This is a genomic window from Pseudoalteromonas aurantia (assembly GCF_005886875.1).
Lineage (GTDB): Bacteria > Pseudomonadota > Gammaproteobacteria > Enterobacterales > Alteromonadaceae > Pseudoalteromonas > Pseudoalteromonas aurantia_A.
The window spans coordinates 1-286 of sequence record NZ_PNBY01000215.1 but is presented as its reverse complement, the minus strand read 5'-3'; the positions used below and the strand labels follow the sequence as shown (position 1 = coordinate 286).

1 pseudogene is annotated in these 286 nt (G+C 41.3%); it reads right to left on the bottom strand.

Going from position 1 to position 286, the window contains the following annotated elements:
• Positions 1-286: pseudogene (locus tag CWC18_RS20720) on the bottom strand (hypothetical protein); the annotation flags it as partial.

Sequence of the window (286 nt, the reverse complement as noted above, 5' to 3'; positions counted from 1 at the left end):
TGGGATTGGCGGACGGATACGGTAAACGTACGGTTAAAGGCTGCTGCACAGCCATATTGGACCTGTTTAGCGATATCTTGCTGATTCATAAAACTACGCAGTAACATTACATAAGCTTTTAATAAACACATGCGCCTTACTGTTACATTGATTGGCTCAAAAGTGAACTTGCGGTAGATACGGTGAAAATGATAAACAGGCATACATGCTTTATCGGCCAATGTATTTAACCTCAGCTCTGGATAAGCGAATTTGCCCAATAAAGCTATTTTTCTCACTTTCGGCG